General features: G+C 64.7%; 6 protein-coding genes and 1 tRNA gene. 2 read left to right on the forward strand and 5 right to left on the reverse strand.

Going from position 1 to position 13120, the window contains the following annotated elements; all coding sequences use genetic code 11:
- Positions 1–52: 52 nt before the first annotated feature.
- From ABFE16_16490 to ABFE16_16510, 5 genes are all read right to left on the reverse strand, one after another.
- On the reverse strand, positions 53–3184 hold the full coding sequence (locus ABFE16_16490) for an efflux RND transporter permease subunit (protein ID MEN6346904.1): 3132 nt from the start codon (positions 3182–3184) through the stop codon (positions 53–55).
- On the reverse strand, positions 3181–4854 hold the full coding sequence (locus ABFE16_16495) for an efflux RND transporter periplasmic adaptor subunit (protein ID MEN6346905.1): 1674 nt from the start codon (positions 4852–4854) through the stop codon (positions 3181–3183). Before ABFE16_16495 ends, ABFE16_16490 begins: the two co-directional genes overlap by 4 nt.
- Before the next feature lie 53 nt (positions 4855–4907).
- Positions 4908–5903, reverse strand: a complete 996-nt coding sequence (locus tag ABFE16_16500) for a hypothetical protein (protein ID MEN6346906.1) — start codon at positions 5901–5903, stop codon at positions 4908–4910.
- Between the two features lie 50 nt (positions 5904–5953).
- Positions 5954–7729, reverse strand: a complete 1776-nt coding sequence (locus ABFE16_16505) for a hypothetical protein (protein ID MEN6346907.1) — start codon at positions 7727–7729, stop codon at positions 5954–5956.
- 206 nt (positions 7730–7935) lie between these two features.
- Positions 7936–8021, reverse strand: a tRNA-Ser gene (locus ABFE16_16510).
- Positions 8022–8454: 433 nt separating this feature from the next.
- Between ABFE16_16510 and ABFE16_16515 the strand changes: the two genes are divergently transcribed.
- Positions 8455–10059, forward strand: coding sequence for a hypothetical protein (locus ABFE16_16515; GenBank protein MEN6346908.1), 1605 nt, complete (start codon positions 8455–8457; stop codon positions 10057–10059).
- Positions 10060–10175: 116 nt separating this feature from the next.
- A complete protein-coding gene (locus ABFE16_16520) occupies positions 10176–13097 on the forward strand; it encodes an SEC-C metal-binding domain-containing protein (GenBank protein ID MEN6346909.1) in 2922 nt (973 codons plus the stop codon).
- Positions 13098–13120: the final 23 nt, after the last annotated feature.

Raw genomic sequence — 13120 nt, forward strand, 5'->3', positions numbered from 1 at the left:
AGCCGCCCCTTGTCACGGCTGGGGTACCTGCAGACACGACCTTGTGGCAGCCCTAACCCTTCAGCTTCCGCGCGATGTAGTTCGTCAGTCCGTCGAGTGCTGAGTAGACCACCGGCACCACGAACAGGGTCAGGAGGGTGGAGGTAGCAAGGCCGCCAATGACGGCGGTCGCCATCGGAGCCTGAACCTCCGAGCCCTTGCCAAGGCCGAGCGCGATCGGCAGCATACCCAGGATGGCAGCCGAAGCGGTCATGAGAATTGGCCGCAGACGGGTCGGGCCGGCACGGAGCAGGGCCTCATCGCGGCCCATTCCCTGAGAACGCAGGTGGTTTGTGTAGTCCACCAGCAGAATCCCGTTCTTGACGACAATGCCAACGAGCATCAGCGTCCCGATGAAGGCGGTGATCCCAAAGGAACGGCCTGTGAGGAACAGGCCGAGAGCGACGCCGGTGGCGGCCAGCGGCACGGTGAGTAGAATCGTGAAGGGGTGCAGGAAGGCCTCGAACTGCGAGGCCAGCAGCATGTAGATCAGGCCGATGGCCAGGATGACGGCCAGCGCCATGCCCGCGAACTCCTCACCACGACGCTTCTGGCTGGTCCCCCAGTCCCAGTAGTAGCCGGTTGGCAAGGTCACGCGGGAAAGGGCCTTCTTGATGTCCGTCTGCACCTCACCGGGTGACCGCCCCTGGGGAGAGCCTGTGACGGCAATGTAGCGCTGCCGGTTCAGGCGGGTGATCTGGCTGGGACCGGTTCCGTAGTTGGCGTGCGCAACCTGGTTAAGGGTGATGGCGCCCTGGGTGTTGTTCCCCGAGGAGGGGCTGACGACAAGGTGCAGCATATCCTCCACGGTCTTGCGCTTGCCCTCGGGCACCTGGACGATGATGGGATACTGGAAGCCGCTCTCCTGGTAGTAGCTGGCGATGCTGCCGTTCGTGGCGGTGTTGATGGTGTTCGCGACGTCGGAGAAGCTCAGGCCGAGCGAACTGGCCTTGTCGCGGTTCACCTGCCACTGGATCTCGGGCATGGCCTCCTGCCAGTTGACATCGAGGTTCTCCAGGCCGGGAATGTCTCGCAGGGCGGCCATGACTTCCTTGGCGGTGCTGGAGAGGGTAGCGAGGTCTTGGCCGAAGATGTCGATCTCAACGTTCTGCCCCCCACCAGTCATGAGGGAGGAGACCAGGTCGTTCTGCTCCAGACGGGCCGAGACTCCGGGAAGCGCACTGAGCTGCTTGCGCAGCGAGCGCATTACCTCCTGGGTCGTGGCTTTGGCATCGGGCTTGAGTTTGGCGGTTACCGAGCCCTGGAAGGGAACGCTCTGGCCTACAGACCCGGCGCTGCGCATGTTGGCCCCGGCAGCGGCGAGAACAGTGTCTATGTTGGGGTTGGCGCGGACAATGTCCTCGACCTGCAAGACCACCTCATTGGTCTTCTCGAGGGCGGTGCCCACGGGCATCTTGATGCTCACGCTGAAGTCGCCGCTGTCGGTGGCGGGCATGAGCTCGGTACCAACCTGGGCCATGATCGGGAGGCTTCCGATCGTGATCACCACGGCGGCGATGAGGACCGTAAGGCGGTGATGGATGGCCCACTGCAGGCCGTTGCGGTAGGACTGATCGAGGGCGTCAAACCACTTCCCGGCTTGCCGGAAGGCGAGCTGCAGCAGGCCGCGGTGCCTGACCTCGCCGTTGATGCTCTCTGCGTGCGCCTCGCCGGAGATGAGACGAGTGGCCAGCATCGGAACGGCGGTCAGAGCCACTACCAGCGAGATCGCCAGTGAGAAGACGACCACGAGAGCGAACTGCGTGTACATCTGCGCCGCCTGACCCTTGATGAAGACCAGGGGCAGGAACACGACCATGACCGTCCAGGTCGACGCAAAGACGGCGCCCATGATCTCCGTGGTCGCATCCACCGCTGCGGTCCAGACGTCCTTACGGTCGCGCTCGATATGCCGGAAGATGTTCTCCAAGACAACGACCGCATCGTCTACGATCAGACCGGTTGCAAGAGCGAGACCGCCCAGCGACATCGTGTTGAGCGTGAAGCCGCAGAGGTAGACCAGGGAGAAGGTGGAGATGATTGCGGTAGGGATGGAGATCGCAACGACCAGGGTGCTGCGGAGGTTGCGCAGGAAGAAGAGCAGGATCAGGATCGCGAGCGTGCCGCCGAGGAAGGCGCTGATCTTCACATCGTTGATGGACTGCTCGATGTAGGAAGCCTGGTCGTAGGCGACACTGAAGGAGAGGTTCGGGTAGAGCTCCCGGACCTTCTCAATCTTCTCCTTAACCTCGTAGCCCGTGCTGATGGTGTTGGCTTCGCTCTGCTTGGCGATGGACAGACTGGCCGAGGGCTCGCCGTTGAAGCGGGTATAGACGCGGGTCTCGTCGTGGCTGTCGCGGACGTCGGCGACCTCACCCAGGGTTACGAGTCGCCCGTTGAGACTGGTGATGGGTAGCTTAGCCAGCTTCTCGGGACTGGGAAGCCATCCGAGACTGCGGATGACGTACTCTGTGTTGCCTTGCTTGCCGATGCCCGCCGGGAGGTTGAGGTTCTCCTGCGAGATGCGCTTGATGACCTGGCTGAGAGTGACGCTGTGGGCGGCGAGACGCACCGGATCGGCGTCGATGATGATGGCGCGCTCTTGCCCACCCGAGACGGTGGCGGAGGCAACACCGTTCGCCGCCTCGACCATCGGCACGACCTGGTTCTCGAGGATCGTGCGCAGCTTGACGGGATCGCTCTCACCGGTGACACCGTAGACCAGGATCGCCATCTGGTTCGGGTCGAACTTGCGGATGATGGGGGTCTTGAGAGTCGCGTCGTTGGGGAACCGCTGCTTGGCGCGCTCGACAAGCTGCAGGACGTCGACCGCGGCCTGGCCCATGTCGGTGCCCCACTGGAACTGGACCCGCACGGAGGAGCTACCCTCTGTGGTGCTGGAGTTGACCTGGTAGATGTTGGGGGCTGCGGAGACAGCCTCCTCCACCGGCCGTGTGATCTGGGTCTCGATCTCCTGCGGTGCGACGTTGGGCCAGCTCGTCTGCACGGAGATGGTGGGCAGTGAGACCTTGGGCAGCAGGTCAACAGGCAGGCGCGTGAGACAGACGGCTCCCAGCAGTACGGGAGCCAGGACCAACATGGTCATGGCCACAGGTCGGCTTACGGCTATGCGCGCGATGTTCATGAGGGCGGGCGAGCTTCCTTCGATGGCGTGGCCGGCGCTTCAGCGCCAGGTGCCGTTTGTCTGTCGCCGCGACCTCCGGCCCCTCTCGGAGAGGTGCCGGGGAGAACGGGCTTGACCGTCTTGCCGTCCTTGAGCGGCACGGAGGTGACGGTTACCACCTGCTGGCCGAGATCCAGGCCGGAAGAGACCGAGATGTACTTAGCGTCGGACAGCCCCACACTCACGGGCTGCTTGCGTACCTTGCCGTCGGGGTCGACGACCGTGACATAGGCTCCCGAAGGACCGCGCTGCACGGCCTCGCGTGGAACAGCGATCTGCTGCTCGGCGCGCTGCGTCACGATCGTGACGTGGGCGAACATGCCGGGGCGGAAGGCACCGGCGGCGTTATCGAGGGCTGCGCGAACAGTGAACTGTCGCGCCTCGGGGTCGGCAGAGGGGTTGATCTGGACCACAGCGGCCGGGAAGATCTGGCCTGGGAAGGCGTCGAAGGTCACGTCGAGGTTGTCGCCCAGGCGGATGGCTGAGCTGACGTCCTCGGGGACGGATACGCTCACCCAGATCTGCTTGAAGGACTCGATGGTGAGGATCTCCTGGCCGGAGGAGGCCATTGCTCCGGGGTCTTGGTGGCGGCCGGTGATCACGCCATCCATGGGGCAAGTGAGGACGGTGTCGGCACGTTGCGCCTCAGCACTGCGCACGGCGGCCTGGGCAGCGGCAACGGAGGCTTTCAGTGCGGCGACGCCCTGCCGATAGGCGGGGCTCTGGGCGGTGTTGGCACGGGCGTATTCCAGGGAGGCCTTTGCCTGCGCCAGCTTCTGCCGAGCGGCCTCGACGTCGGCCGTTCCCTTGGTGCGCGTGATCTCGACCTGGTGCTCGTTGGACTTGAGCTGGCCCTGGGCGGAGTCTCGGGCGCCCTCAGCAGCCCGGAGCTTGCTGCGGGCAGACTCTACCTCGGCCTCCTGGACGCCCACAGCGGTCCTCGCATTGTCCACCTCCTGGCCGGAGACGTACCCCTTCGACAGGAGGTTGGAGAGCCGGTTGTAATGCGCTCTGGCGTTTGCGAGGGTTGCCTGGGCGCTGTCGATCGAAGAGGAGGCGGTGTTGATGGCCGCGACGGCGGCGTCGACCTTGCCCTGGGTGTCCTGCACATCGGACTGAGCGGCAGCGACCTGGTACTGCAGGCTGTGCCGAGCCTGGTCATAGTCCGCAGCGGCACTGGCGACGGCAGCCTCCTGCTGGCGTACCTGCGTCTTCACTCCGACGTCGGTGGGTCCCTGGGCAATCAGCGCCTGGGCGAGCTTCGACTGGGCCTCGGCGACGTTGGCGCTCTGCTTGCGGACCTCGGCCTCGACCTGTGAGTCGTCGATGCGGACCAGCACCTGGCCCTGGCTGACGCGGTCGCCCTCATGCGCGGTCAGAAAGAGGATGCGCCCGCTGACCTTGGGTGTGATGTCCACCTTGCGCGGGGCCTCGAGCGTTCCGGTGGCCTCGAAGGTGGTCTGAAGGTCGCGCAGTTCGGCGCGAGCGACGGCGACTTGGGGCACCGTCGAGGCACGAGCGGCCCGCTGCTGGGCCAAGGCTGCCTCTGCAGCCCGCTTCTCTCCCATTCTCCACCAGATCAAGCCGCCGAGGATCAGTACAGGGATGAGGATGGTAAGGATACGTTTCACGGGGATCCCTTTGTGACGACATCCGTGCAAGCGTTCCGCCCCTTGCGAGGCGGCTAAGAGTCGCGTCTGAGAAAGCGACGCGCGAAATCCAGAACCGAGCGAGTGAAGGTGAACTCGCCGGTCTCAGGCACAGTTCTCGGCGGCGCCGGAATCCAGCTTTCGATCACGTACTGGTCCGGAGCGCCGCCGACCATGGCGTAGTCATAGCCCTGGCGCATGACCGAGATATACCAGGTCGCCTCATCCGCGATCCCGAGTCGATTGAGCGCCGGGTAGTCTGCAGCCCAGTAGAGGAGGCTGAAGGGCAACTGATGGCTGCGGCAGTACTGCTCCAGGCTCCGGATCTCGACCCAGGAGCCATGGCCGCGGACGAAGTGGACCCAGTCGACGTCCAGGCGGAAGAAGTCTAGGCCATGCACGCCCATATCGGCCAGACGTGCCTGAAGAGCCTCCAGCCACCGAATCTGGTCAGCCACAGGGATGGACGGGCAGGGCTCGATGTCACCGATCAAGGTTTGCGGGTAGCGCCTGCGCACCAGCGAGATGAAGGTGGCGGTCTCCTGTACCGCGTACTCCTCGGGCTTCTTGAGAGAATTGAGCGCGCAACACAGGGGCTCATCAAGGGCGAGGGTGTGAATCGTGGCACCGAGGCCCTGGAAACGATCCCACATCGGGACTTGCGCGTTGAAGGCTTTCTCGCCGGTCGGGCCCCACTCCTTGACGGCGCCGACCTCCAACTCGAGCTTCAGACCCCATTCCCGCAGACGCCCGAACATTGAGCGGAGTTCATCATCTCTGAACTCGCGGTTGAGAACGTGGTCCGCGAAGCCGATGGAGTCAAGAATCTGGCGGGTCTTGCTCCAGGCCTCGGGCTGATCGAACAGCTCGCGGAAGCCTCGGGCATGGTCCTGTGAAGGAGGATACATGGCGAGGCTCGGCCTCGCCACAGTCGCAGAGGTGGCAGGCTGTCCGATGGCGGCCAGAGTCGGAAGCAGCGTAACGAGCAACAGACTACCCACCTTGAAGTGGATGCGGTTGCGACTGGACACCGCAGGTAGCCTCCACACAGCCGGCATGGCGACAGACGGACACAACTGGCCTATTCCCCGGCGCGTTGCTTTCGTCCTTCGCCCGGATTCGGTGGGTCTTGCGTAGGGTTGGCGGGAGGGATCACCTGCAGCAGTCGCCATTCACCCACTCGCGCCACCTCTTTGGTGGCAACCGGCAGCGGCCGGAGCTTCTCGTGCAGGATCTTGAACTCCTCCTCATCTATCTCCAGGAAGGAGCCCCAACTGCCGGCTCGCATCCTGTCGAGCAGGCTGTCACCGGCCGGCGGTTGCCTGGGTATCCGACGCCGGTAGACCGGCCCGGCCAGCACGTAGTCCACGGGTGCGCGTCGGATCAGTGAGGTCAGCTCGGGCGCTCCGACGGAAATCCCCGCGTAGCGCTCATTGTCGACCCAGTAGACGGTGGAGGCAGTCGTCAGATACACCGAGGCACCGACAAGATCGCCAGAAGTGCGCACACCATCCCGGGCCATCAGGAGTATCCGCCGCCCACGAACCAGTTCCTGCATCCGTGTGTCCTTCCCGAGCACTGCAAGGTCCGCTATCCGCTCTTCTGGTGTGGGGAGCAGCAGATTGGCGGTTCCCTGGAGTGCGCCGTCGAGGAGTATGCACAGCCCCAGCAAGGCAACGGGGGGACGCAAGGCGGGTAGACGCGCTGCAGCGGCAACCAGCGCGGCGATCGTCATCACGCACGCCTCCATCATCATCCGCCCGCCCGGGTGGTTGATCCACTTGGCAGACCGATAGAAGGCCAGGCCGAGAACCGCTGCCAGCGTGCAGCCGACTGCCAGGACAAGCAGCCACCGCAGCCCGGTAGTCTCCGGATCGCGTCGCAGGCGCCGGTACATCACCACCGTGACGATGACCGAGACGGCAAGGATCACCATGCCCTGGAAGGCGATGAGGCCCTGGAGTCCGCGTATAGCGGAGCCCGCGCTCGGGTTCCAGCAGAAGTTGCTGAGGTAACACCGGAGGGAGATGAGAAGCTGCTTGCCGAAGTCGCCGCGGCCGGTCCCGTAGAAGCCGCCACCATGCCCCGTAACGGCCAGGCAGCGTGCCGTCCAGACTGCCCAGGAAGCCACGCCCATACCGGGAGCAAGGAGGACCGAGGGCAGCCACCTTCGCCAGCCCTGTCCTCGCAGCACCATCCAGGCAGCACCTCCTGCACACACGGCCGCCGCAACACCCCAGTGCCGCGTGAGGCACGCGAGTCCCCAGAGAGTACCGGCTCCCAGGGCCAGGCGCCATCCGCCTCTCTTGACCGCCAGCAGGTGCAGGACCGCTGCCCAGGCCGCCAGCGGAAGGTACACATGCTCCGAGAGCGCCCTCGGGACCTCAGAAAGGAAGGGCCCGGAGAGGATGCACAGTCCGCCACCCAGAAGACCGGCCGGCAGACTCCCGCTTGCGACCGTGATGAGTGCGACCAGCCCCGCCGCTGCCACCAGCATTCCAGCCAGATCGAGGTTGCCCGCTGTCGCCACCAGGTGCGCCGCGTCCATGAGTCCGCGACCCGCCGCGACGGCGATCACCAGGGAGTACAGAGGCGGCCACCAGCCGAGACGGTCCAGTTCCGGCGCCTCCGGCAAGGTGTAGGGGTTGAGCTGCACGAGGTTCAGCCCGTAGACGCCCCGGGTAGCCATGATCCGCGCCGCAGACAGGTACCCGCAAGCGTCCGGCCAGATCACCGGGGCTGCATGGCGCTGCCCGGCGGTGTAGAAGGCTGCGCAGCAGGCGAAGAAGAGCGCGGCGCCCACCAGTGGGAGTCGAGACGGCCTATCAGAGCGCTTCGGCAAACTCTCAACTGCCATCCATGATCTCCGCGTCCGGGAAACCGGGTCGCAGGCACCTGCGGGCTCACGCCGAGCAGCCTGCACTCACCGCTCAGAGGGCGTCTGGGGAGGTACAACTGCGCAGATTCGTCGGCAGGGGGAGGCACACCTTTTCGGCGAGCACATAAGAGGCCAGGCAGAACGCAAAGCCCGCAATGGTGATCATCGCGGGCTTTCATGGCAACTGGCGGACGGGGAGGGATTCGAACCCCCGGAGCTTTCGCTCAACGGTTTTCAAGACCGCCGCCATCGACCTCTCGGCCACCCGTCCGTTAACCATGAAGTATACGGAGCCCCCGCGATTGCGTCAAGAAGTGCGGCGCCCAGGGCCTTGGCCTCACCCCCGTCTCGCTGCCGCTCGACTCCCCCTCGCCACGCGTGGCGAGGGGGACAAAGGGGGTGAGGTGCCGTGTGGCCTCCCAGCACTGTGAGTGCGTCAGTGCCAGGTGCGGCCCCGTGCCCCTCTACTTACGGCACTTCCGGGGTCGGTCCCGGAACGGTTTGAGCGCCTCCGAGCGTTCTGGTATACTGGTGCTAGTTCCAAGGTATGTTCTGACTATTAGGTAGCGGTGAAGTCCGCGGGCCGTTGGGGCGCGCGCCCTTTTGTGCTGTTTGCACTCTACGATGAAGACCGGCACCGCGCAGAACCCGTCAGTGGCTTGCTCATACCCGCCAACTCCGGGGAAGTACTCTTGAGGAGCTGCGTGCTGGCCGTACTGCAACTGTTACTTGCCCTGTCCTGGGGAACTTGCGCCGTCTGGGCTCAGCAGACGGTGACGGTGCCGTCGCGAGTCCACATCTCGGTGGAGGGCGACTGGAGCCGGTACACCCTGGACGGTCAGAGGGCGACCGTCCGGGGCGATGCGCGGATCAAGGTCACCTCGCCCGAACTGGGCGGGCAGAGCGCAGAGATCCGTGCGGAGGAGCTTGAAGCCGACTTCGCCCAGCACCGCTTCAGTGCGGACAAGGGCGGGAGGATACTTGCCGGTCCTGCGCTGATAGCAGGGGACAAGTTCACGTACGACGGAGCCCGGGGCGAGCTCCTGATGGACCGCGCCCAGGGCTATGTGGCGCTCGGTCCTTCCGCGACGAACCCAGACCAGCCGGGGCCCACGGCCTACTTCTCCGGCCGGCGTGTCGTGCAGACGGGGCCGAAGGCCTATCTGTACGGCGGGCGCTTCACGACCTGCGACCACGATGACCCGCACTACTACATCGGCGCCAAGCGCATCAAGTACGACACAAGCGACGGGAAGCTGACCGTCAACAATGCCAAGCTGCACCTATATGGTCTGTCCATCCCGATTGCGCCCTGGGCGAGTACTGGGCTTGGCGGCGCGGGCCCACAGAGCGGTCTTCCCTTCGGAACCCCCGGCTACAGCAGCCGAGAGGGCCTGTACGTGCCGCTCTCGCACAGCTTCAGCGGGCCCGAGGCAGACTGGACCCTGCAGGCCAACCTCATGGCCACCCGGCGTCTGGGTGTCACCGGCACCGCCTACGCGGAGCGCAAGACGGACGACTGGGAACTGAAGGCCCAGGTGACCCGCAAGGAGGCCGTCACTGACCGGCTGGAGGACCGTCTCGGACTGTCGCGGTACCCGGAGGTCAACTACACACGCCACGTGACGCCGACGGGAGACGGCAAGGCGGCCCTCAGCTTCAACCTGAGCCTGGGCAACTACGAGGAAGACCTGGAGACGCCCGTCGAAGGCACGCCCCCGCGGCCGCGCGTGAAGGAACAACGCGTGCTCGGAGCGTTTAGCTATGTGGGGAACGCTGCACAGCTTCAAGCCCGCCGGGGCGACTGGTATGGCCTGGCAGGCCGACTGAGCCACTACTCGAGCGGCGACACCTACGGCGATCTCGAAGCCTTTGCGGGAGCGGGCTTCAATCTGGGTTGGCGGGTGCAGGCTCACGCAACGCTGCGCCACCATTTCATCTCAGGCGAGACACCCTTCCTGTTCGATGACGTGGACATCAAGACGGAGCTCGCCGGTGGAGCGACCTTCGGGATCAGCGACAAGTGGAGCTTCTCGGGCTGGGGACGCTATGATGTGGATGAGCACGACATGCGCGACTATGAGCTGAGCGCGGACCTGCGTCAGCATTGTCTCACCTGGGGCGTCTACTACCGGGCCGTCGGCGACCGCGTGGGCCTCCGGGTCAACCTCAATGGTCTGACCGGTGGCACGAAGGGGTTTGAGGCCAAGTCGTCGTTGCAGGCGAAGATGGAGAGCGAAGGCTTGTTCATCAAGCCCATCACTCTGGTGAAACCCCCGGCTGCCACGCAGGAGCCGTCGCGGGAGTAGCTCCGTCACAAACCCTTCCGGTTGGCGTCGATGCCAGACCCTCTCCGGCTGTCCTTGCTCCGAGACCTGGTCCTGGCCCTCGACAAGAACCTTAGGTCACACAGGAGACCGATTATATGGCCGCTTTCCTTTCGGCCCTTCTGGGCCTGTTCGACCCGAACGCCAAGGCCGTCAAACGCCTGCGACGCATGGTCGACGGGGTGAACGAACTCGAACCGAGAATGCGCGAGCTCTCGGACGAGGCCTTCCCCGAGAAGACCGAGGAGTTCCGTGAGCGTCTGCGCAAGGGCGAGACCACCGACGACCTGCTGCCGGAGTCCTTCGCGCTGACTCGTGAGGCAGCACGCCGAGTGCTAGGTGAACGCCCGCACGATGTGCAGCTCATGGGTGCGATCGTCCTGCACGAGGGCAAGATCGCCGAGATGAAGACTGGAGAGGGCAAGACCCTGACGGCCACCATGCCGCTGGTGCTCAATGCTCTCACCGGGCGCGGGGCACACCTGGTCACGACGAATGACTTCCTGGTCCGCTGGCAGGCGGAATGGATGGGTCGCGTCTACCATTTCCTGGGGATGACGGTCGGCTACATCCAGCATGACATGGACGCTCCAGACCGCCAGGAGATGTACGCACGCGACATCACCTACATCGAGAATACCGAACTGGGCTTCGACTACCTGCGCGACAACATGTGCGGTCACCCGTCGCAGTTGGTCTTGCGCGACCTGTCCTACGCCATCGTCGACGAGGTTGACAGCATTCTCGTGGACGAGGCGCGGACGCCACTTATCATCTCCGGCCGACCACAGCAGAGCGTGCAGTTCTATGAGGCCATTGACCGCGTGGTCCGCCGCCTGCAGCCCTCGACCAATGATGAGGCCGTGAAGGCCAAGGAAGAGGAGCCCAACGGCGACTACATCTTCGACGAGAAGTTCCAGCAGTCGGCTCTCACCGAGCGCGGGCAGGACAAGGTCGAGAAAATGCTCGGGATCCACAACCTCTCCGATCCCGAGCACCTGGACATCGCCCACCACATCAACGCTTCGCTGAAGGCCCACACGCTCTTCAAGCGCGATGTGCACTACGTGGTCAAAGAGGGCGAAGTCATCATCGTCGATGAGTTCACCGGCCACCTGCAGCCCGGCCGGCGCTACGCCGACGGTCTGCACCAGGCGATCGAGGCCAAGGAAGGCGCCAGGGTCGAGGAGGCGCGGCAGACGGTCGCGACGATCACCTACCAGAACTTCTTCCGCCTCTATGACAAGATCGCCGGGATGACGGGTACTGCGAAGACGGAAGAGGGCGAGTTCGTCCGCATCTACGACATGCCGGTCATCGTGGTGCCGACGAACGTACCTGTGAAGCGCCTGGACTCGCCGGACGTGGTCTACAAGACGGCCGAGGCGAAGTACCGGGCCATCGTCGGCGAGATCGTAAACACTCATGTTCGTGAGCAGCCGACCCTGGTCGGCACGCGCTCGGTTGAGGTCAGTGAGTACGTGAGCAGCCGGCTGGCCGCGGATCGGATCCAGACGCAGTGCCTGGTCGCGCTATGTCAGGCGCAGATCTACGACGAGAAGGCGACCCGGCTCACGAAGGAACAACGCCAGGAATACATGACGACGCTGCGCAAGCCCATCGAGGAGCTGAGCCGGCACGACCTGCGTCCGATCGCCAAGGCCGTGGGCGTGGACATGGAGCCAACGGCCGAGGAGAACCTCGATGCGACGCTGCGGCTCCTGGATGTGGCGAGCGACAAGACGCCGCCGGAGGATCGGCAACGCTACCGGGAACGTCTGGAGCGAGTCCTACGCGAGGGCGTGGACCACAGTGTACTGAACGCGAAGTTCCACGAGCAGGAAGGGCAGATCATCGCACAGGCTGGTCGTCCCGGTGCGGTCACCGTCGCGACGAACATGGCTGGTCGTGGCGTTGACATCGTGCTGGGTGGCAAGCCTGAGGACGGCCGGAAGTTCGATCCGGAGCAGCAGGAGAAGGTGAGGGCCGCCGGTGGCCTGCACATCCTCGGTACGGAACGCCATGAGAGTCGGCGCATCGACAACCAGCTTCGTGGTCGATCGGGCCGTCAGGGCGACCCGGGTAGCTCGCGGTTCTACATCTCGCTGGAAGACGAACTGATGCGCCTCTTCGGCCCGGAGCGGTTCGGGTTCTTCCTGAACTCATGGCCGGAGGAGGAGGCGCTGGTCCACAAGATCGTCACCCGCAGTCTCGAGCGCGCGCAGGAGAAAGTCGAGATGCGCAACTTCGAGATGCGGCGCAACACCTTGCGCTATGACGATGTGATGAACAAGCAGCGCGAGGTCATCTATGGTGACCGCCGCCGCGTGCTCATGGGCGAGGACATCAGCGAGAGCGTGCTGCGGATGCTCGACCGGACGATCGCGAGCGCCGTGAGCACCCATGCCAGCAAGGACCTGCACGATCTGGACCGGGACATCGAGGGGCTGCATGCGGCCTTGACCGAATCCGTGCCGGGGATCGAGCAGCGCCTGACGGTGGAGGATGTGTGGAACCTGAACGGCCCGCACCTGGAGGAGGACCTGTGCGAGGTCGTGCGGGGGATGTATGCTGAGCGCGAGGAGACCATTGGCTCGGAGCTGATGCGGCAGATCGAGCGCAGTTGGTTGCTGCGGGTCATTGATACGAACTGGATGCAGCACCTGCAGGAGATGGACTACCTGCGCGACAGCGTGGGTCTGCGAGCCTACGGGCAGATGGACCCGCTCATGCAGTACCAGAAGGAAGCCTACGAGTACTTCGACGGCCTCCTGGACCACATCGCCCGGGACGTGACCAAGGCCATGTTCCTTACCGAGGTGGCCGTGGAGCAGAAGGGCGTGGAAGTCCAGGACATGGAGCAGGGCACGCCCATGACCGAGGCTGCCCAGGACCACCGGGACGGTCGCGGTCACACCTATGTGAAGCGCGACAAGGAACCGGGGCGCAACGATCCCTGCCCCTGCGGCAGCGGCAAGAAGTACAAGAAGTGCTGCGGGTTGACGACCGCCAACCGGTAGCTGCCGATCGAAGTCAGGCCGGC

The organism is Armatimonadia bacterium (assembly GCA_039679385.1).
Lineage (GTDB): Bacteria > Armatimonadota > Zipacnadia > Zipacnadales > JABUFB01 > JAJFTQ01.

What these genes read in the sequence shown, in the direction of transcription:
- ABFE16_16520 (MEN6346909.1), top strand. Translation starts at nt 10,176, where the DNA reads ATGGCCGCTTTCCTTTCGGCCCTTCTGGGCCTGTTCGACCCGAACGCC.
- ABFE16_16505 (MEN6346907.1), bottom strand. Translation starts at nt 7,729, where the DNA reads ATGGCAGTTGAGAGTTTGCCGAAGCGCTCTGATAGGCCGTCTCGACTC.
- ABFE16_16490 (MEN6346904.1), bottom strand. Translation starts at nt 3,184, where the DNA reads ATGAACATCGCGCGCATAGCCGTAAGCCGACCTGTGGCCATGACCATG.